This is a genomic window from Halovenus aranensis (assembly GCF_900100385.1).
In the GTDB taxonomy this organism is placed as follows: Archaea; Halobacteriota; Halobacteria; order Halobacteriales; family Haloarculaceae; genus Halovenus; species Halovenus aranensis.
Window position 1 is genome coordinate 51,557 of sequence record NZ_FNFC01000010.1, and the last position, 19,491, is coordinate 71,047.

The window sequence follows — 19,491 nt, forward strand, 5'->3', positions numbered from 1 at the left end:
TAAACGCTGTCAATTGTCGAGCGGACAGTGACCGGTCAGTCCTCGGCGAGTCCGAACACGTCCTGAAGTTCGGCCTCTATTTCGTCGAGATAGCGGTCGAGCGTGGCGTCGAGTTTCTCCTCGTCGACGACGACGCCCTGCAGTCGGTCGGCGGGGTTCTCTGGCAACTCGATACGGAACTGGCCGTTGCCCTCGTAGAACGGTTCGCTCTCGGCGAGAATCCCCTGGTCGATGGCGTGAATCAGCTCCGAGTCGTAGGCGTCGTTCATCGTCTCGAAGGCCTGTTTGTAGGCGCGCTGGAGTTCTGTGAAGTAGTTGGCGTACTTATCCTCGAATTTCTCGGGGTCGAAGTCGGTCATCGGGTGACGATAGCGGACCGACACCCAAATTCTTGCCGTTTGGACGAACGTATCACGTGACGATTCGACGGCTGTCTTGATACAGCGATCGAATCCGGGCGTGAATCGCGTAACCTCCGGTAAGAAACCGCCACGTTACGACTGGTCCTGCGTCTCCAACGTGTCGAGTCCTGCTTCTAACACCGCTGTCTAGGCTTCCGAGAACGCGACTAGGTTCGGAACAGAACCCTTGATCGGGCAGTCCGAGACTCGGAGTGTGTCACTCCTGGGTAACGGAACACTTTCCGGCGTAGCCGTCGTTGTCACAGCCTTCTCGAAGGGAAATGGAGAGGCGCTTCCCGTCGAGGAAATCCGAGGTGACATCGTAGTTTTCGTATTCGGCCTCTGCAACCACACACTCAACTCCTCTTTCTGCCGCGAACGCACTGACTGATTTCTCGGTCTCTTCCTCTCCGTCCCGACGGACACGAACAGAGTAATCACCGGACGTTCCTTTCCACGTGCACTCAGCGACGGCACCATCCATTGCCACGCCGGGGTCGGAGTATTCCGCTGCATCGACATCGTGTGACGATTCGTGAACGACGTTTCCATCTCTCTCGACAATAAGCGTGAAAGTATGGCTGGATTTTGGATCGGCATTGTGGACACCGAACCAGCCGAGCTGGACCATCTGGCGGTTGGAATCGCGTATCGATGCGAGACAACCAGCGCTACCTACGGTCATTCCAACAGTGGCGGAGAGGAGGGCACGACGACGCATAACGACCACTGCTCATCCAACGGTCATATCCCTTTCGTTCAAGTGCCGTCTCCGAACGGCTCGTTCGTGTGGCTAGGCAACTCGACTAGCGTCGTTGAGCGTACCGGTCAGCGAATATTTTCTTTGGGTTGAGGACGTTGTTTGTGACAGCTAGCAGTAATACCGAGTACCGTCGTGTTACCTACATGAGTTGGGCCGACCGGAAAGCGTGTCAACCGCTTCCCATCACTGCGGTGGCCGGCTACGAGTTCTGTTTCTGCGGGAGATAGATGGTGATGTAGCTGAGGAAAAACACACCGAAGACGCCGCCGACGATGAGGTAATATACCGGGTCGAGCTCCGTCACTGCGCCGACGAGGGCCTCGATAGTCGTGACACGGCCAGACCTGCTGGCCAGCGACTCGCGAGCGAGCGCGAGGCCGACCAACACGACGAGGGCGATATCGAAGCCGTCACGCTCGTTCATCAGTCAGAGGCTGTCACCGACGGGCATTAGGCTTGCCGCATCGGGCCGAATCAGGCGACGCTGAGTGTCTCCTGGTAGGAGCCGTACTGGTCCTCGAAGACGCCCATAATCTCGCCCATCGTCGCGTAGGCTTTCACCGCGTCGATAATCGGCGGGACGACGTTGTCGCCGTTACGGATAGCGTCGTCGAGTTCGTCGAGCGTCGCCTCGACTACCTCCTCGTCGCGTTCGTCTTTGACCTGTGCGAGGCGGTCTTTCTGGCGGCGCTCGGTCTCCTTGTCGACCTGAAGCAGTTCCGGTTCGGTGTCCTCCTCGATTTCGTATTTGTTGACGCCGACGACGGTCTCCTCGCCGCGTTCGACACGCTCTTGATACTCGTAGGCCGACTCCTGAATCTCGCGCTGGAAGTAGCCGTCCTGAATGCCGCGCAAGACGCCGTCTTTCATCGAGCCGTCGCCCATCTCTTTGATTTCCTCGATGTATTCCATCGCCTCCTCCTCGACCTCGTTGGTGAGGGACTCGACGGCAAACGAGCCACCGAGTGGGTCCACGATATCGGCCGCACCGGACTCCTCGGCGATAATCTGCTGGGTCCGCAGCGCCACCCGAACGGCCTCCTCACTTGGCAGGGCCAGCGCCTCGTCGTAGCTGTTGGTGTGAAGGCTCTGTGTGCCACCCAGCACTGCGGCCAGTGCCTGGATTGTCACGCGGGAGATGTTGTTCAGCGGCTGTTGTGCGGTCAAAGACTGGCCGGCCGTCTGGGTGTGGAACTTGAGCTTGCGGGCGGCCTCGGTTTCTGCGTCGTACCACTCTTCGGTGACCCGACCCCAGATGCGCCGCGCCGCGCGGAACTTCGCGATTTCCTCGAAAAAGGAGTTATGGGAGTTGAAGAAAAACGAAAGCGTCGGCCCGAACTCGTCGATATCCATCCCGCGGTCGAGGCAGTCCTCGACGTAGGCCATCCCATCAGCAAGGGTAAAGGCGAGCTCCTCGACGGCCGTCGAGCCGGCCTCGCGGATGTGATACCCCGAGATGGAGACGGGCTTGAACTTTGGCGTGTTCTCGGCGGAGAACTCGATGATGTCCGTGACGACACGCAGCGACGGCTCCGGGGGAACGACCCACTCTTTCTGTGCGATGAACTCTTTGAGCATGTCGTTTTGAAGCGTGCCCCGAATCTCCTCGCGTGGAACGTCCTGCTGGTCGGCCAGCGCGATGTACATGGCGTAGATGACCGCTGCGCTGGGATTGATGGTAAACGACGTCGAGACCTCTCCGAGGTCGATGCCGTCGAACAGAATCTCCATGTCCCGCAGCGTGTCGACCGCCACACCCTCCTTGCCGACCTCGCCCCGACTCATCTTGTGGTCGGAGTCGATACCCATCAGCGTGGGCATGTCAAACGCCGTCGAGAGGCCGGTCTGGCCCTCGTCGATGAGATAATGGAACCGCTCGTTTGTCTCCTCGGCGGTCCCGAAGCCGGCGAACTGGCGCATCGTCCAGGTCCGGCCGCGGTGCATCGTCGGGTAGACGCCGCGCGTGTACGGCGGCTCGCCCGGGAAGCCGATATCCTCCTCGAAGTCCATGTCCTCGACGTCGTCGGGCGTATACAGTCGGTCGACCTCCAGGTTCGATACTGTGGCAAAGCGGTCCTGTCGTTCCCCGTAGGCGTCGAGCACCGGGTCGCGCCGCTCTGTCTCCCACTCGGCGGCCGACTCGCGGATTTTGTCGAGTTCGTCCTCGTCGAACATGTCACCCAGTACGTGGGGCTCCCGCAATAAAATTCCGGATAGAACAGTAGTATCCGACCAACTGCCGGGTCTCACGGTACAGCGGCCGCTGTCGACAGGACAACTGCCAGCAGACGAGGGGGTCGTCGTCGTTTACAGGCGGCCTAGGCGAATGCCTCGGGGTCGTAGGGAAGACGCAGTCTTCCGTGATGACGAGAGACGAAGTCTCTCGAACCACTTGACACCGAGGCGATTCACTGCTCTTGGAGGCGCTGTGTCGTTTCGATGAGGGGGTGATGCGCGTAGTCGACAGCCTCGATATCGGCGATTGCGTCGAGATTCTCCTTTTCGGCGGTCTTTGCCATGCCGATGTCGACGGCCTCGTCGATGACGATAACGTAGGCGTCCATCGTCTCGATACCGAGGTCGCTGGCGGCCTTGACGCGGTGGTGGCCGTCCGCGAGCAGACAGTCCGCTGGCGTCTCGACGACGACCAGCGGCTCGGCCAGACCGCGTTCGAGTTCGTATTTGCGGCCTTCGAGTTCGTCGGCGTACACCTTCCCCTGTGTGGGAGTCAACGCACGCAGGTCAATCTCGCGGCGCTCCTCACGGGCGGCGACGCCGTGGATGTTCTCCAGTGTCCGCATGAGTTTGTCGACTTTCCCAGGCGTGGCTCGCTCTATCTGACTGCGTATCACGTCGGCGTTCGAGATGATTCCCACGAGATTGCCGGCGTCGTCGACCACGGGGAGGCGCTGGATGCCCGACCGGAGAATGACCCGGGCGGCGTCGTCGAGTTTCATCTCCGGGTGAGCGACCAGCAGGTCACGGGTCATAATCTTGAATATCGGCTCGCCGTCGTCGTGTAACAGGAGGTCGCGGGCGGCGACGAACCCCTCGACGTGGCGGCCGTCACAGACTGGGAAGCCGCTGTGTCCGTCACTCTCGGCGATGCGCCGGGCAACCTCGCCGACGGTCGCGTCCGGCGACACTGTCGCCACCTCTCGCGTCATGTAATCCTCGACGCTGGGCTTTCGGTCCGCTGTCATTATACGCACCGACGGGGACGAAGGGCAAAAGCCTCTCGTCTGCCGCTATCTGTCCTCGTCCCGGGTGAACGCACCCGACCCGATGGCTCGGTCGTCGTCTTGGACGAGATACCGGTCGCCCTCGAAGTGGTCGTCGACGGGCTGAGTCCGAAGCGTTGTCGTCGCCGCGATGGCATCGAGGAACCGTTCTTCGACGATGTCTTCGACAATCTCGACGAGCGAGGACTCCTGTTCCTCGACAGCGTCGAGGATGCCAAGCGAAATCTGTGCGCCCGCCATGTCGACGTGGCCGCCCGCGCTCCCTATCGGGTCGAACGCCTCGCGCATCGTCTCGCCGATGTCGACTTCGACGCCGTGTGAGCGGGCGGATGCGTAAATCGTCCCATCCTTGACGCCGTAGACGAGCGTCGCGGTGATAGATTCGAGCTGGAGCAGGCGGTCGGCCGCCTGCGCGAGCGCGTCTCGCTCGGCGAGGTCGCCGACACAGCTCATCAACACCTTCCCCTCGACACGGCGGCTTTGGATGGCGCTTGCGATAATGTCGAGTGTCTTCGAGGTCATCGACGGCGACTCGACACGTTCGAGGACACCAAGGTCCGCTGCCGGCAGAACCGTCGCCGCCGCCTCGAAATCAGCTGGCGATACCTCACGGTTGAACCCCTTCGTGTCGACGTGGATGCCAAACAGCAACGCGGTGGCGACGGTCGTATCCAACTCGGTGCCGAACAGGTCGAAATAGTCAACGAGCAGTGTGCTCGTCGCGCCGACGCCGCTGCGCAGGTCGACAAAGCGGGCGTCGACGGGCGCTCGCGGCGGGTGGTGGTCGATGACGATGTCGATATCGCTGTCGTCTGGAAGCTGGTTGTTGACACTGGGTCGAGCGTGGTCGACCAGCGCGATGCCGTCGAAGGCCGCGACGCCCTCTCCCGGGTCGAGCTGTCGCAGGTCCAAATCGAGGACGTTGACGAAGGCACGGTTTTCCTGATGGGTTATCTCGCCGTGATAACACACCTGCGGGTCACAGCCCGCCGAGGCGGCGAGCCTGGCGAGCGCGGTGCCACTGGCGATGGCATCCGGGTCGGGGTTGTCGTGTGCCACCACCGCGAGACGGTCGATGCTACGCAAGACGCGCTTGAGCTGTTGGAGTTGCTGTCCCGTCCCGCCGACACGGTCGAGGACGTGAGACGCCGCCTGTCGGTAGGGGTTTGCTACCCGGTCGGCGACCGTACGGAGCTCGTCCTCGGCCGTGGGGGCGTCTCGGGCGACGTAGGCCAGCAGATACGTGTCGGGAAACGCTGTCCGGGCCGCACGCGCCGTCTCGACGGCCTGAGTCTGTCTCTCTTCGACCACGACGACCATCTCGGCCGTCAGGTCGGCGAGTGCCTCGGCGTCGGCTGGGTCACACGCCTCGACGACGGTTCCTTCGTTGCGAAGGGTCGTCGCCAGACTCTCTTCATCGGTGACGACACGAACCGAGCCGGACTGGTCCCGGAGCGCTCCGACCACTCGCTGCACGAGGGTCCCGCTGCCCAGGACCAGTCGGTCTATCATATCTGCTACTCTGTGACACTCCCTCTAAAAGCTCGTGTTTCCGTCACACCCGTCCATCGTAATCGTGACCAGCCCGCCGAGACCGAGCGTAGCGAGCGGTCACACTTCTCCGGACGTGCCGGCGTGGTGTGGCATCGGGTCGAGAAACGGAGGGCGTCGATGGCGACCGACTCGGGCGGTTACTTCAGCCGTTCCTGGAGGAACGATGGATGGGCCGCACTGACACCCTCGAGTTTCATGATGTCTTCGTTGATTATCTCGCCGAGCGCGTCGCCGTCGGGAGCACGGATTTCGGCCATCAGCGTGTGGTCGCCACTGGAGGTATACAGCGCCTCGATGGAGTCGAACCCCTTGAGTTCGCGGGTCACGTCGACGTAGCGTTCACTCTCGACGTCGACACCGACGAGTGCGATGGACTGACTGGAGAGTTTCTTCGGGTCGACATCGGCGGAGTAGCCCACGATGACTCCCTCCTCTTCGAGCTTCTGGATGTACTTGCGGACGGTGGGCTTCGAGACGTCGGCCCGTTCGGCTATCTCGGCGTACGACGCCTGCGCGTCCTCTTCGAGCACGGACAAGATTCGCTGTTCGGTCGCCTCGACGCTCATATGGCTCCATCTTTACACTATACAAAAAAATATCTTCCGAAGTGGAAAAGTACGTTGAACGCGGGCGAGAGCGCCACGAGCGACCGTCAGACCGGCAATTTCGGCTACTTGTGGCGGTCGATGAGGTGGTCAGCGACGCGTTCGAACTCGGGGTCGTCCTCGAAGTACCGCTCGGCGAGGTGGTCCTCTGGCATCTCGCCGGTCGAGCGCTTCTCCTGGCCGTAGGAGGGGCGCTGTTCGTCGCGGTAGAACCGACCCGTCAGCACCTCGCCCTCGTGTAGCTTCGTCTCGGCTTCGTACATCATGTCGGCGGCCTCGCGTCGGTCGGTGCGGTCGAAGTCGTACTCGTCCTGTACGTCCGTGTACGGGACGTACTCCTTTGCGTCCTTGTTCCAGGTGGGACACTGGGTGAGGAAATCGACGTGGGCGAAGCCATCGTGTTCGACTGCCTCGGCGATAATCTCCTGGGCCTGGCGCGGGTTCGTCGCCGCCGTCCGAGCGATGTACGACGCGCCGGAGGCCAGCGAGAGCGTCAGTGGCCGAACCGGGTCCTTCGCACTGCCCGAGGGCTGTGTCTTCGATTTGTGCCCCTTCGGGCTCGTCGGCGAGGTCTGGCCCTTCGTCAACCCGAAGATTTCGTTGTTGAACACGATGTAGGTCATGTCGTGGTTCTCGCGGGCTGTGTGCATGAAGTGGTTGCCGCCGATGCCGTAGCCGTCGCCGTCACCGCCGGCCGCGATGACTTCGAGACCGGGGTTGGCGAGCTTGCTGGCGCGGGCGACCGGCAGCGCGCGGCCGTGAATGGAGTGATAGCCGTAACTCTCGAAGTAACTGGAGAGCTTGCCCGAGCAGCCGATGCCCGTCACGAGCATCACTTCTTCGGGCGAGCGGCCGAGTTCGGGCATCGCGCCCTTGAGCGCCTTCAGGACCGCGAAGTCGCCACAGCCCGGACACCACGTGGGCTGGGGTTCGACGCCGGGGGTGAAATCTTCCTTGTCCGATTCGTGCTCCTCGTGGATTGCGGAGAATGCTGTCATCGTGTGTCACCTCGTGTGTCAGCCACGTCAGTCACCTGCCGTGGGGACGAGCCGCATGTTGCCACCGGGGAGGTCGGTCTCCTCGATGCTCGCTTCGAAGCCCTCGACGACTTCGCTGGGCTCGAACGGTTCGCCGTCGTACTTGAGCAGGCTCGTCAGCTTCGGCCCGAACCGGCCAAGCTCCTTCTGGGTGAGACCGCGGAACTGTGCGGTCGCGTTCATCTCGACGACGAGGCACTCCTCGACGCTTTCGAGGAACGCAGTCACCTCCTCTTCGGGATACGGCATCAGGTCGCTGACGCCCAGGGCCTTGACCGAGCTGCCGCGGTCGTTGAGCCGGTCGACCGCCTCGAAGACGGTGTCCTGCTGGCTTCCCCAGACGAGAACGCCGTAGTCGGCGTCGGCGGGGCCGTGGTAGGTCTGGTTCGACTCCTCGCCTTCGTCGAGGTCCTCGCGGATGGCCGACAGTTTCCCCAGCCGACGGTCCATCTGTTTGGTCCGGATGTCGGGGTCCTCGTTGATGTGGCCGACCTCTTGGGACTCGTTGCCTGTCGCGAGGAAGCGTCCGCCCTCCTGACCGGGGACCGACCGCGGATTGACGACGTCGTCGCCCTCGTAGTCGAAGCGTTTGAACTTGCCGGCGGCGTCGTGGGCCGCTTCGGCCAGTTCGTCCTCGGTGAGCACCGCACCCGGGTCGGGGTCGGGTTCGCGGTCGAAGAACTCTGCCGGAACGTTGCGCATCTCCCCGCCGAGTTTCTGGTCGTACAGGACGATAGCGGGCAGGTGGTAGTCGTACGCGTACTTGAAGGCCTGCCGCGTCTGCTCGTATGCTTCCTGAACGTTGCCCGGCGCGAACACGACCCGACAGGAGTCGCCCTGACTGGTGTAGAGAACGTGTTCGAGGTCGGCCTGTTCCGACTTGGTCGGCATTCCGGTCGATGGGCCGGCCCGCATCGCCTCGACCAAGACGACAGGCGTCTCGGTCATCTCCGCCAGACCCAGGGGCTCTGACATGAGCGCGAATCCGCCGCCAGAGGAGCCGGACATTGCCTTGACGCCGGTGTGTGAGGCACCGATTGCCAGCGACGCGGCGGCGATTTCGTCCTCGACCTGCTCGGCGATACCGCCAAAGCGAGGCAGATTCTGGGACATGATAGTGAACACGTCGGTCCAGGGCGTCATCGGATACCCCGAAATGAACCGACAGCCAGCGTCCAGTGCGCCGTAAGCGATGGCGTCGCTCCCTGTGACCATCGCCTGCTCGCCGTCGTGGTCGCCTTCGGGAACCTCGAGGTCGTGGGTGTGGTCGAGTTCCTGGGCGTGGTCGTAGGCTGCGTTCAGCGTCTCGATGTTGGCCTCGGCGATGTCGCCGCCCATCACTTCCTGCATCAGTTCTTCGAAGTAGGTCGTGTCGATACCCAGCAGCGCTGCGCTGACGCCGACACCGGCGGTGTTGCGCATCACTTCCCGGCCGTGTTCGCGGGCGAGCCCGCGGAGGTCGACCGGGTAGACGTGCCAGTTGTTCTCTTCTGCGCGCTCGTGGAGGTCGATTGCCTCGACAGCCTCCTCGTCGATGAGTCCGCTGTCGTAGACGATGACGCCGCCCTCGTTGAGGTCGTCGAAATGCTCGTAGAGTGGCTTCAGCTCCTCTTCGCCGTAGTAGGCTTCGTCGTCGGGATTGCGGGCGAAGCTGTCACCGAGCGAGAGCAGGAAGTCGAATCCGTCGCCGCGCGAGCGAACGTCGTCGGGCCGGGCCCGAACTTCGACGTACGTGTGACCGCCGCGAATCCGCGAGGGATAGTGCCGGTGTGTAAACACGTCCAGCCCGGCACGCATCAGTGCCTTCGCAAAATTCTGACTCGTCGAGTCGATACCGTCGCCGGACCCGCCGGCGATACGCCACTTGAGTTCGTGGACAGTCATCGGTACCACCTCGGCTCGGGTGTGTCTCCCATAGCTAGGCAAACGACCTTCACCACTAAATACTTGTCACACTATAACAATCCACATGTTTTATCACTAGGAATAGGCACACAACCGACCGACTGGAACCGATTCAGGGCTCGATTTCCTGCATGAGGCTGACGAGTTCCTGGAGTTCGGGGAACGTGTAGACGGTGACGTTGATATCCTCTTCGAGAGCCTGGACGCGGGAGTCGAACATAAGCGCCATCTCGTCGTCGCGCTCGCCAACGAGGTCGTTGACCATGCTGGAGCCGGGGCCGTAGGTAAAGGTCGGCGTCGACATGTCGATTGTCGTCTCCAGTACGTTCGCCCAGCCGTCGATGAAGCCGCTGGTCATGATGTTGCCGATTTCCTGGATTGCCGACCGCTCCATGTCCGAGAATCCATCGTCGGATTCCTCGGCCCCCGCCATGTCGCCCATCATCCCGTGGGCGAGTTTCTTCGCATCAGGCGCGTTGAACAAAAAGAGAATATGTCCGTAGGGGCGCTCGACCATCTCGATACTGATGCCAATCTGCTTGTCATCGCCCACGTGGGCGCGGATATCAGGGATATCGATGAAGTTGATTTTCGTGATTTCCATCTCGGTCTCCATCCCCGTCATCTGGCTCAGATGGTCTGCGACGGTGTTTCCCCCTTCCTTGGCCATCTTGTTAAACAACCCGAGCTTTCGGATGTCTATCATCAACGAACTCATGAGTACGCGTTGCAGGTGTGTTGAGGCCGCGCCTATATAATACGTGTCCCTCACACCCCAGCGACGCCTTGGGACGGAATGAGTGAGTTTTTTGATTGTGGGCTCCGAGTGAGTTGTCATGAGTACGCATAGCACCGAAAACGCCGGGGCCGCGCGTCTGCCCGATGTCGTCCCCTTCGAACTCACACACGCCACGCAGCTGAGCTGGGAGTTGGGGACGCGGGTCGTCGACGACGAGGAAGCGACCGTCCACAGCAGTTGGGAGCACGGAACTACTGCCTGGACACTCACAATTCACGACGTGACCAGCAACACGGTGGTGTTCTGTCTCCGGACACCCGTCGACCGCGAGCGGTTCTACGGCGCGACCAACGGAGAGGCGGAGTCTGCACTCGACGCCCTCGGCGAGGATGCCTCCTGGCAGCGGACGAACTGAGTCCGGCTCGCACGGAAGCATTCTTGAGCGTTCGACGCGGACGCTCCTGTATGACCGAGAAAACGTTCGACGCCGGAGATTTCACCCTCGAACATGTCCGAGAACACGTCTGGGAGCTACCACAGGAGGGAGACATGCGCGTCCCCGCGCGCGTACTCGCAAACGAAGCGCTTCTCGAACAGATATCTGACGACAAGACACTCGAGCAACTCCGTAACACGACCCACCTGCCGGGCATCCAGGAGTACGCCATCTGCATGCCGGACGGCCACCAGGGGTACGGGTTTCCTGTCGGCGGCGTCGCTGCCCTCGATGCCGAAGACGGCTGTATCAGTCCCGGAGCGGTCGGGTACGACATCAACTGCGGCGTCAGGATGGTGAAAACGAACCTGACGTACGACGACATTCAGGGAAACGAGGAAGAACTCCTCAACAGCCTGTTTGCGAACGTGCCGACCGGGCTCGGCGGCGGGGCGGTCGTCGACAACGCACCCGTCGAGGAGATTCTCGACCGGGGCGTCGAGTGGGCCGTCGAGGCAGGCTACGGTGTTGAGGCCGACCTCGCACACTGCGAAGACGAAGGGGTTCGCCCCGAGGCCGACCCACAGACGGTCTCACAGAAGGCCAAAGACCGCGGACGCAACCAGGCAGGCAGTCTCGGCAGCGGCAACCACTTCCTCGAAGTTCAGCGCGTGACTGACATCTACCGCGACGACGTGGCAGCGGAGTTTGGCCTCCGCGAGGACCAGATAGTCGTTCTCATCCACTGCGGTTCCCGCGGGCTCGGCCACCAGGTGTGTACCGACTACCTCCGTGATATCGAGCAGACCCACGAAGGCCTGCTCAACCAGCTTCCCAGCAAGGAACTCGCGGCGGCACCGGCCGGCTCACAGCTCGCCGAGGACTACTACGGCGCGATGTGTGCGGCCATCAACTTCGCGTGGACGAACCGCCAGCTCATCACCCACCAGACCAGACAGGTGTTCGAGCGCGTCTTTGACCGCTCCTGGGAGGAGATGGGAATGGAACTGCTGTACGACGTTTCACACAACATCGCCAAGAAGGAAGTCCACACTGTCGACGGCGAGGACAACGAGCTGTTCGTTCACCGGAAGGGGGCAACGCGTGCGTTCCCCGCCGGGCGACCGGAGCTTCCGCCGGCATACCGAGAGGTCGGCCAGCCGGTCATCATCCCCGGCAGCATGGGCGCAGGCAGCTACGTCCTCCGGGGCGGTGAACACTCGCTGGAGGAGACCTTCGGCTCGACCGCTCACGGTGCGGGCAGGCTGATGTCACGCACTCAGGCGAAAAACGAGTACTGGGGCGAAGACGTGATGGACGACCTGCGTGAGGACAATCAGATATACGTCAAGGCCGAAAGTGGTGCGACTGTCGCCGAAGAGGCCCCCGGCGTCTACAAAGATGTCGACGACGTCGTCTCGGTGTCGGACGCCCTCGGCATCGGTGATACGGTCGCCCGAACGTACCCCGTCTGTAACATCAAAGGCTGACTCAGGATTCGGGCGCCTCGACTGGGCCGTCCTCGCCGTCGCCTTCGCTTGGCTCGTTCCAGCTTGCAAGGAGGACGCTCTCTGCTTCCTCGAACGGGTCGTCGTTCTCCTCGTTTCGCTGCCCTTCCGGATAGTAGCGAATCTCGATGTAGTCTTCTTCGTTGACCTCAGCGCCGTAGGCGTTTCCCGGGGCCAGACGCGTCGGGAGGTTGTTCGGTTCGACTGTCTCGTTGGGCGCGAGGCCTTCAATCTGTGCCCACGTCACCTCGCCCTGTGGCCCGGCGACGACGAGATTCCCGGCGCGCAAGCCGTCGCCGTCGTCGTAGAAGACGAGGAGGTGCTTGAGTTCCTCGGCGTACTCGAAGCTGAAGTCTGCACCGTACTCGTTGCTGTCGTCGTTGATAATTGTCACCGTCATTCCGACGGACGCAGTCGCGACGACAGTCATCACGACCAGAACGGCGACCCCGGTCCCCTCGGAGATGCCACGTGGTCCAATCGGACGCATCAGTTTACGCTACTTGACGAGCGGGTAAATGTCGTTCGACTGGTCAGAGTAGGAAAAAAAGCCCGTAAGGGACCAAGAAGAGAAGCGCCGTCATCACGGCGAGGATAACCAGGTAGCCCGAGATGGTTCCCAGCGCAGTCGCGAACGATGGGTGGTCGAACGGTTCTGGGACGTTCATACCGCGCATTCGTGGCGGAGTTGGAAAATAGTATCGCAGTCAGTTCGTCTGGAATCGGTCGAGCGTCTCGGACAACTGTGCCGCCTGCTCGGCGAGGTCGGTGACGTTCTCCGAGACCGAACTCATCGAGGCGGCCTGCTGTTCGGCGGTTGCCGCGGTGTTCTCGGCCTGTGTGGTCGTGCGCTCTGCGATTGAGGCCACCTCGTCGACCATGGCGACGACCCGTTCGGTCGAGGTTGCCTGCTCGTCGGCCGCCGCCGATATCTCGGCGATACCGTCGCTCGTCTCGGCGGCGTATTCGGCGACCTCTGAGAAGGCGGCCGCGGCGTTTTCGACTGATTCGGTGTGGTCGTCGACGTGCTGGCTCGCTGTCTGGACGGCCTCGGCCGACTCCCGTGTCTGGCCCCGAATCGCTTCGAGGCGGCGCTCGACCTCGTCGGCGGCTTCCTTCGCGTCTTCGGAGAGGGTTTTGACTTCGTTTGCGACGACCGCGAACCCGTCTCCGCCGCCGCCGTCTGCGCTCGCCCTGGCGGCCTCGATATTCGCGTTCAGCGCCAGGATGCTCGTCTGCTCGGCGATGTCGGCCATCCGGGCAATCAGGCCGTCGACCTGTTTGACCTGGTCTTCCAGTTGTGCAATCTCCTCGACGGCGCGCTGGGACTCTGACTGAATTGTCTCCATTCCCTCGATTGCGGCCTGTGCGTCCTCGCGTCCCTCTTGGCCCGTCTCGGCGGTCTCCTGTGCGACCGAGGCAACTTCGTCCGAGGAGGCCGCAATCTCTTCGATGGTCGCCGAGAGGTCGTTCATCTCTGCGGTCACCGCCTGGAGCTCGTCGCTTTGCTCCATTGCGCCGCTCGAAATCTCTTGAACCGCCTGGCTCACGTCCTCGCTCGCGACGCGAATCTCCTCGCTGGAGGCGGTGACGTCCTCGCTCTCGGTCGCCACCTCGTCGGCGAAGGTCGTAATCTCCTGAATCGTCGCCGCGAACTCCTCGAGCATCGCGTTGAAATCGCGTGCAATCGCCGCCATCGCCTCGTTGTCGTTGTTCGCGTCCATCCGAACGGTGAGGTCGCCGTCGGCTGCCTGGCGCATCACGTCGCTGTACCGGTCGGCAGAGGCCTCGATTTGCTCGTTTATCGCCTCGGCTTCCTCGCGGGCGCTGGCCGCTTTCTCGCGGGCTGTCTCGGCTCGTTCCCGTGCCTCGTTTGCCTCAGACAGGGCGTCCTCGGCCTGGGTAATCCGTTCCCGGAGCGAGTCACGCATGCTGGCGAAGCCGGCGTACAGTTCACCGATTTCGTCGGTCCGCGAGGTCTCGAACTCCACGGAGAGGTTCCCTTTCTCCATCTCGGTCGCGCGCTCGTTGAGCGCCGTAATCGAGTTGGTGATAGAGCGTCCGCCGACGACGCCGACGACGATTAACACGCCGAACACCAGCGCGAGCATGACCACGAAGCTCTCGATGACGCTGTCTCTGATGGCGAACGCCTCCCCTTGGGGGCTGCTGGTGACGATTGTCAGCCCCGTGTCGCCGATGGGTTCGCTGCCGTGAATCTCGCCGCCAGTCTGGGTAACAGTCGCGTTTCCGTCACCCGACTGGTCGCGCTGAACGACTGCCGAGTCGACGCCCTCCTCTCCGAAGAGTGCATCGCCGTCCTGATTGGCGAGGATTGTCCGCGAGTCGGCTATCGTCTGCCCGAACTCGGGGCCACCGGCGGCAGGCACCTCACCGATGAGTACGTGAGAGGGGTCGAGCAGGCGCTGGCGACCGAAACCGACGACTGTCTCGCCGGTCGCTGACGTGTACGTAGACGGCGTGGTGAACTCGCTTGACCTCGTGACGACCGTCTCGTTGACACGCTCGAAGATGTTCTCGCCGACCGCCTGGTCGGCCGAACTCGCAAGCACTTCGCCACTTTCCCTGTCGACGAGGTGAATCTGTGTGAAGTAGTCGGAGTCGTCACGCCCTCGCGTGAGCAAGTCGCTTCGCACCCGCTCGTTGTCGACATCCAGCCCTTCCTCCCCGGCAATCTGTTCCAGATTGTCGAACCGATTGCCCTGCCAGGCAGTGTAGATGTCGGCGTGGAGCCCTGCCGTCTCCTCGACCTGGGTCGTGACCTGTGAATCCAGTTCGTCTGCGATGCTTGTCTGGAAAAACAGTGCAATAACTCCGATGAGAAAGACGATAAGGAGGATTCCAACGATGAACTTTGCCAGCAGATTATCTGAGACGAGAGACGGAACGAAACGTCGTATCCCCGTATCCTGTTGGTTCGTATTCACTTCCGTCAGTTCTCCCATGGACGGTAATGAGTAGCATATGACTTTAATTTAACCTGCATGTCCTTCAGGAAGCGAGGTGGTTGGAGTTGTTGAGTGATAATCCCACACAACAGCGTGAACTATTTACAGGATGAACATGATTTAGCAAACAGCATGGCACGCTTTCAGTTGTTCTCCGAGGACTCTGAGACGCCAGTGGTCGATGCAATCCGGGGCCGGGTGCTGCTGACGCTCGCACTCGGAGTGGCCGTGATGTTGTTGCTCGACTTGCTCGCCGGCCTGGCGGGTATCGAGATCGCCGAATTTGGCGGCAGAACACTCGGGGGAGAAATAGAGCTCAGTACCGTCGGAAAGCGCATCTGGACGGGAACGATAGTTGGACTGATATTCGGGCTCGCTGGAATCGGACTTTCGATGACATACAGTATCCTCAACTTCGCGAACTTTTCACACGGCGACCTGTTCACCACGGGAGCGTTTACCGGGTGGGGGGTCGCGCTGCTGGTTGCCGGTTGGGGTGTCGGCGACGCAGGGTATCTGTTGCTCGCACGGTCTGGGACCGGTCCCAGTTCGACCGATATCGGGGCATCAATTATTGCCTCGCCACTTGCGATACTCATCGGTGTCGTCGTCGCGGCGGTTGCGACGACAGGCGTTGCGCTGCTTGCCGACCGATTCGTGTACAGACCGATGCGCGACCGGGGCGGAATCCCGCTTCTCATCGCCTCGATTGGCGTTGCACTCGCGCTTCGGTCGACAGTCCAGTTCGTCTACGGTCCCCAAACACGGGGCGTCACCGGAACCGAGGGCATCGAGCGGACAGACTTCCTCGGCACGGGTCTCTCGGTCGACCTCCATCAGGTGACGCTACTCGTCGTCGCGCTGGGACTGATGATTGCGATGCATCTCCTGTTGCAGCGGACAAAACTGGGGAAGGCGATGCGCGCGATGGCCGACAACAAGGACCTCGCGCTCGTCACCGGTATCCCGACAGAGCGTATCGTCCGCGCGACTTGGATACTCGGGGCCAGCCTCGCCGGTATCGCCGGCTTCCTGTACGTGCTCGAACGCGGGACGATGAACTACAACGTCGGCTGGTTCCTCCTGTTGTTCATCTTCGCGGGGGTTATCCTCGGTGGCATCGGCTCCATCTACGGGGCGATTGCCGGCGGCCTCGTCATCGGCTTCGTCCACGAGGTCTCGCTCATCTGGATCTCCTCTGATTTCAACGCCGCTGCCGCGTTCCTGATTATGATTCTCGTCTTGCTGTACCGGCCCGAGGGCATCTTCGGAGGGGTGACAACTGCATGACAGCCAGCGAGGCGACACAACCGGGGCTGCGCGACCGGTTCATCGGCTGGATTGAGCAAAGCGACCGGCGCATCGTGCTCGCGACGGTCGCGTTCGTCTACGGCGTGTTCGCGATACTCGTCATCCTCGAACAGGGCCTGGGACTCGGGACCGTCAACTCGATTTTCGGTGCCTGGCGGACCATCACGTTCCTGTTTGCCGCGTACGCGTTGCTCACGCTGGCGCTGAACCTCCACTGGGGGTACACCGGGATGTTCAACATCGGCGTTGCGGGCTTTATGGCCGTCGGCGTCTACACGATGGGACTGCTCAGTACATCGCCGGACGCCCTTTCGGGACAGGGGCTTGGCCTGCCGCTGCCGATTGGTATCCTCGGCGGGATGATTGCCGCTGCACTCGTCGGGCTCGTCGCCGCGATTCCCGCCCTCCGGGTGAGCGCGGACTACTTGGCGATTGTTACGCTCGGGCTCTCTGAGATTATTCGCCTCTCGGCCGGCTCTCGGACGCTGTCGAACTGGACGACGAACACCTTCGGCGCCGGTACCGGCGGTGGGAGCGGGATGGACCTACCCGACCGGCCGACGGATTTCATCTTCAACAGCTCGATCGGTGAGTCCATCGCCGACGTGTTCACTGTCGATGTCCCCAGAATCGACATGCTGTTGTTCGAATTCGGCAACAGAGAGGTGACGCTGATCAGTTCGTCGATTCTCAGTGACTTCGTCTGGACGTTCGTGATGTTGCTGGTGCTGGCCGGCGTCTACTGGATGGTCCGGCGCATCGGCTACTCGCCGTTCGGGCGGGTGCTGAAAGCTATCCGCGAAGACGAACTCGTTGCACAGTCACTCGGGAAAGACACCCGTCGTTTCAAAATCAAGGTGTTCATGCTCGGCTGTGCGCTGATGGGGCTGGCTGGGATACTCTGGCAGGGGAGTCAGGGCTTTGCCAATCCCAACTCTTACCGGCCAGTCGTCACGTTCTACGCCTTCATCGCGCTGATTATCGGCGGGTCCGGCTCGAACACCGGCAGCGTCGTCGGCTCGATTCTGTTCGTGGGACTGCTCTTCGAGGGGCCCCGACAGGTCGGTGCGATTATCAGTGCCCGTCTCAACCTCGCGGACGCGCCCGGAACTTTCGACGGCGCAGTCGCGCCACTGGCACAACTCGACGTGACGCCGTTTCTCGCCTACGCGGTGGACAACATCGCGCCGCTGCAGTTCGTGTTGCTCGGCGTCGTGTTGATTATCATCATCCAGAAACGCCCCGACGGCGTCCTCGGTGACCGGACCGAGACTGCCGCCGCAATCGACCTGCACAAGGAGGAGACTAATGAGTGACGCAACCACGACCCCGCCGGCGGAGACCACCACGGAGACGGCCGCGACGCCGCTCCGGGTCGAAGGGCTAGAGAAACGGTTCGGTGGCATCGTTGCCGTCGACGACGCGAGCTTCGACGTGAAAGCCGGAACAGTAACTGGCCTTATCGGTCCCAACGGCGCCGGGAAGTCGACGACGTTCAACTGTATCACCGGCGCACTCACGCCGACCGACGGTGAGGTGTACTTTCAGGGTGAGAAGATAACCGGGATGCGCCCCGAGCAAATCGCCAACCGCGGACTCGTCCGCACCTTCCAGATTGCGCGGGCGCTCTCGGAGATGACTGTCCTAGAGAACCTGATGCTCGCGCCGAAAGCACAGCAAGGCGAGAAGCTGTGGCGCTCGGTTGTGCCAGGTGCCCGCCAGGGCGTCGTTGACCAGGAAACTGAGCTACGCGAGCGTGTCTGGGAGACACTGGAATTTTTCGAAATCGACCATCTCGCCTACGAGAAGGCGGAGAATCTCTCTGGTGGGCAACAGAAGCTACTCGAGATGTCGCGGGCGATGATGACTGAACCCGAGATGCTGTTGCTCGACGAGCCGATGGCTGGTGTCAACCCGACACTCGAAGACAAACTCCTCGACCGCATTCACTCGCTGCGCGAGGACGGCTACACGTTCCTGCTCGTCGAACACGATATGGACGTCATCATGGAGGAATGTGAACGAGTCATCGTCATGCATCAGGGGTCGATTCTCGCCGACGGCAACCCCGACGAGATTCGTGACAACGAACAGGTCATCGAGGCGTATCTAGGTGAGGATATATGAGCGAACAGGAGACACCGACGGAGCCGACAGGGGAGTCGACCGACGAAGAGCACGGAGACGTTTCGGCGAAGACCGACCCGCTCGCGGCAGCGCCCGAAGAGTCACTGCTGGAGGTGCGTGACCTCGACGCCGGGTACGGCGACCTCCAGATTCTCGAAGACGTCGACCTCGACGTCGGTGACGGCGAGTACGTCACGGTCGTCGGTCCCAACGGTGCGGGCAAATCGACCGTGATGAAATCTGTCTTCGGGCTGACGACGTACATGGGGGGGACGGTCGTCTTCGACGAGGAGGAAATTCACGGCCTGCGGCCCGAGGAGATTATCTACAAGGGAATCAGTTACGTCCCGCAAAACGACAACATCTTTCCGACGCTCTCGGTCCAGGAGAACCTGGAGATGGGTGCATACATTCTGGACGAGGTCCCACAGGACCGCCTTCAGGACGTGTACGACCGGTTCCCGATTCTCGAAGACCGGAAATCACAGAAAGCCGGCTCGATGTCTGGCGGCCAGCGCCAGATGGTCGCTATGGGGCGGGCGCTGATGCTCGACCCGGACCTGCTGTTGCTCGACGAGCCCTCTGCTGGCCTCGCGCCGGACCTCGTCGAGGAGATGTTCGACCGCATCGACCGCATCAACGACGACGGGACGGCGATACTGATGGTCGAGCAGAACGCGAAAGAGGCTCTGCGGCGGTGCGACCGGGGATACGTACTCGCACAGGGCCAGAACGGCTACGTCGACACCGGCGACCGCCTGCTTGCAGACGAGGAGGTTCGTCAGCAGTTCCTTGGCGGCTGACCGGCCGATTCTCTGCCGACACATAGCCGGTGGACCGCAACATGTGACTCTCCGCGGGCCGCCCGCCGACAGCAACACTCCAGTCCACGGC

The 19,491-nt window shown here is 61.9% G+C and carries 19 protein-coding genes; 6 read left to right on the forward strand and 13 right to left on the reverse strand.

Annotation, left to right across the window (positions count from 1 at the left end; all coding sequences use genetic code 11):
• Positions 1-35: 35 nt before the first annotated feature.
• From BLR34_RS11065 to BLR34_RS11110, 10 genes are all read right to left on the reverse strand, one after another.
• Positions 36-359, reverse strand: a complete 324-nt coding sequence (locus BLR34_RS11065) for a DUF5783 family protein (protein WP_092702983.1) — start codon at positions 357-359, stop codon at positions 36-38.
• 259 nt (positions 360-618) lie between these two features.
• Positions 619-1,122 (reverse strand): hypothetical protein, encoded by a 504-nt coding sequence (locus BLR34_RS11070; RefSeq protein ID WP_143414154.1) that lies wholly within the window; start codon positions 1,120-1,122, stop codon positions 619-621.
• A gap of 241 nt (positions 1,123-1,363) precedes the next feature.
• Complete coding sequence (locus tag BLR34_RS11075) at positions 1,364-1,588, reverse strand: hypothetical protein (RefSeq protein ID WP_092702987.1); 225 nt, start codon at positions 1,586-1,588, stop codon at positions 1,364-1,366.
• Positions 1,589-1,638: 50 nt separating this feature from the next.
• Entirely contained in the window at positions 1,639-3,339 is a 1,701-nt protein-coding gene (locus BLR34_RS11080) for an acyl-CoA mutase large subunit family protein (RefSeq protein ID WP_092702989.1), read from the reverse strand.
• A 233-nt stretch (positions 3,340-3,572) separates the two neighbouring features.
• Entirely contained in the window at positions 3,573-4,367 is a 795-nt protein-coding gene (locus BLR34_RS11085) for a CBS pair associated ParBc domain-containing protein (protein ID WP_092702991.1), read from the reverse strand.
• A 45-nt stretch (positions 4,368-4,412) separates the two neighbouring features.
• Positions 4,413-5,918: a DHH family phosphoesterase gene (locus BLR34_RS11090; protein WP_092702993.1), complete on the reverse strand. Its 1,506-nt coding sequence runs from the start codon at positions 5,916-5,918 to the stop codon at positions 4,413-4,415.
• A gap of 179 nt (positions 5,919-6,097) precedes the next feature.
• Positions 6,098-6,526, reverse strand: a complete 429-nt coding sequence (gene lrpA1, locus BLR34_RS11095; RefSeq protein ID WP_092702995.1) for an HTH-type transcriptional regulator LrpA1 — start codon at positions 6,524-6,526, stop codon at positions 6,098-6,100.
• 104 nt (positions 6,527-6,630) lie between these two features.
• Complete coding sequence (locus BLR34_RS11100) at positions 6,631-7,563, reverse strand: thiamine pyrophosphate-dependent enzyme (protein WP_092702997.1); 933 nt, start codon at positions 7,561-7,563, stop codon at positions 6,631-6,633.
• A 27-nt stretch (positions 7,564-7,590) separates the two neighbouring features.
• Positions 7,591-9,486, reverse strand: coding sequence for a 2-oxoacid:acceptor oxidoreductase subunit alpha (locus BLR34_RS11105; RefSeq protein WP_092702999.1), 1,896 nt, complete (start codon positions 9,484-9,486; stop codon positions 7,591-7,593).
• Between the two features lie 133 nt (positions 9,487-9,619).
• A complete protein-coding gene (locus BLR34_RS11110) occupies positions 9,620-10,213 on the reverse strand; it encodes a chemotaxis protein CheC (RefSeq protein ID WP_092703174.1) in 594 nt (197 codons plus the stop codon).
• Between the two features lie 130 nt (positions 10,214-10,343).
• Between BLR34_RS11110 and BLR34_RS11115 the strand changes: the two genes are divergently transcribed.
• Together BLR34_RS11115 and BLR34_RS11120 are read left to right on the forward strand one after the other, a co-directional pair.
• Positions 10,344-10,661: a hypothetical protein gene (locus BLR34_RS11115; RefSeq protein WP_092703001.1), complete on the forward strand. Its 318-nt coding sequence runs from the start codon at positions 10,344-10,346 to the stop codon at positions 10,659-10,661.
• A gap of 50 nt (positions 10,662-10,711) precedes the next feature.
• On the forward strand, positions 10,712-12,172 hold the full coding sequence (locus BLR34_RS11120) for an RtcB family protein (protein WP_092703004.1): 1,461 nt from the start codon (positions 10,712-10,714) through the stop codon (positions 12,170-12,172).
• Between the two features lies 1 nt (position 12,173).
• On the opposite strand, the gene BLR34_RS11125 is transcribed toward BLR34_RS11120, so the two are convergent.
• Genes BLR34_RS11125 through BLR34_RS11130 form a run of 3 tightly spaced genes read right to left on the reverse strand, consistent with a single transcriptional unit; the run spans position 12,174 to position 15,156 of the window.
• Positions 12,174-12,680, reverse strand: coding sequence for a hypothetical protein (locus BLR34_RS11125; RefSeq protein WP_092703006.1), 507 nt, complete (start codon positions 12,678-12,680; stop codon positions 12,174-12,176).
• 43 nt (positions 12,681-12,723) lie between these two features.
• The gene (locus BLR34_RS17510; RefSeq protein WP_281240904.1) at positions 12,724-12,858 is read right to left on the reverse strand and encodes a hypothetical protein; all 135 of its coding nucleotides are present in this window, start codon (positions 12,856-12,858) and stop codon (positions 12,724-12,726) included.
• A 39-nt stretch (positions 12,859-12,897) separates the two neighbouring features.
• Entirely contained in the window at positions 12,898-15,156 is a 2,259-nt protein-coding gene (locus BLR34_RS11130) for a methyl-accepting chemotaxis protein (RefSeq protein WP_092703008.1), read from the reverse strand.
• A 135-nt stretch (positions 15,157-15,291) separates the two neighbouring features.
• On the opposite strand from BLR34_RS11130, the gene BLR34_RS11135 reads away from it, so the two are divergent.
• Genes BLR34_RS11135 through BLR34_RS11150 form a run of 4 tightly spaced genes read left to right on the forward strand, consistent with a single transcriptional unit; the run spans position 15,292 to position 19,400 of the window.
• On the forward strand, positions 15,292-16,449 hold the full coding sequence (locus BLR34_RS11135; RefSeq protein WP_092703010.1) for a branched-chain amino acid ABC transporter permease: 1,158 nt from the start codon (positions 15,292-15,294) through the stop codon (positions 16,447-16,449).
• On the forward strand, positions 16,446-17,786 hold the full coding sequence (locus BLR34_RS11140) for a branched-chain amino acid ABC transporter permease (RefSeq protein ID WP_092703012.1): 1,341 nt from the start codon (positions 16,446-16,448) through the stop codon (positions 17,784-17,786). Before BLR34_RS11135 ends, BLR34_RS11140 begins: the two co-directional genes overlap by 4 nt.
• Positions 17,779-18,597 carry an ABC transporter ATP-binding protein gene (locus tag BLR34_RS11145; protein ID WP_092703014.1) on the forward strand — a complete coding sequence of 273 codons (819 nt, stop codon included), beginning with the start codon at positions 17,779-17,781 and terminating at the stop codon, positions 18,595-18,597. Before BLR34_RS11140 ends, BLR34_RS11145 begins: the two co-directional genes overlap by 8 nt.
• Positions 18,594-19,400, forward strand: a complete 807-nt coding sequence (locus tag BLR34_RS11150; RefSeq protein ID WP_092703016.1) for an ABC transporter ATP-binding protein — start codon at positions 18,594-18,596, stop codon at positions 19,398-19,400. The genes BLR34_RS11145 and BLR34_RS11150 overlap by 4 nt, the downstream gene beginning before the upstream one ends.
• The last annotated feature ends 91 nt before the right edge of the window (positions 19,401-19,491 follow it).